The organism is Burkholderia sp. SIMBA_051 (assembly GCF_046534915.1).
GTDB lineage: Bacteria > Pseudomonadota > Gammaproteobacteria > Burkholderiales > Burkholderiaceae > Burkholderia > Burkholderia ambifaria.
The window spans coordinates 1-268 of record NZ_JAWRXS010000343.1; the positions used below are offsets into that span (position 1 = coordinate 1).

1 protein-coding gene is annotated in these 268 nt (G+C 60.8%); it reads right to left on the reverse strand.

Annotation, left to right across the window (positions count from 1 at the left end; all coding sequences use genetic code 11):
• A partial coding sequence (locus SB771_RS34795; protein WP_410722015.1) for a metallopeptidase TldD-related protein occupies nucleotides 1-268 on the reverse strand: 268 nt, incomplete at both ends.

The window sequence follows — 268 nt, forward strand, 5'->3', positions numbered from 1 at the left end:
GCCGAGCGGACGTTCGAGCACGCCGTTGCGGATCAGATACTGCTTGTGCGCCTCGCTGCCGTCGTCGTCGAATGCGTAGGACGCGGCTTCCTCGCGCAGTTCGGGATCGAACGTGACGTTCAGCAATTCCGAGCCATAGCGATACGAGCCGAACATCTCCTGCTTCACGAAGCTCCAGCCCGCGAAGTTGCGCTCGTCGCCGAGAATCCGGTCGAGTTCGAGCGGATGCCCGATCGACTCGTGAATCTGCAACATCATCTGATCTGGC